Raw genomic sequence first — 233 nt, 5'->3', positions numbered from 1 at the left:
GACCTGGCTCGTCCCGACGGTCGACAGGTTCACCACCGACCGTCCGGTCTCGATGGCGCGCATGCGCGCGAACGCCCGCTGCTGCAGGTTCTCGTCGGTGTCGCGGAAGTCGGCGTTGTTGGTCTGGAACATGTACACCTCGGCGCCGTCACGGGCACCGGACCAGATGACGTCGTCGTAGATGACGTCGAAGCAGATCGCCAGTCCGACCCCGATCCCGGCCACATCGAAGA

General features: G+C 65.7%; 1 protein-coding gene. It reads right to left on the bottom strand.

Annotated features, from left to right (window positions below; genetic code table 11):
- A partial coding sequence (locus tag ACPYOG_RS20950) for a nitrilase-related carbon-nitrogen hydrolase (RefSeq protein ID WP_481295970.1) occupies positions 1-233 on the bottom strand: 233 nt, incomplete at both ends.

The sequence above is a fragment of the Leifsonia sp. HAY1-4F genome, assembly GCF_056755275.1.
The sequence above is the reverse complement of the archived record's forward strand: the minus strand, read 5'-3'. Positions and strand labels throughout refer to the sequence as shown.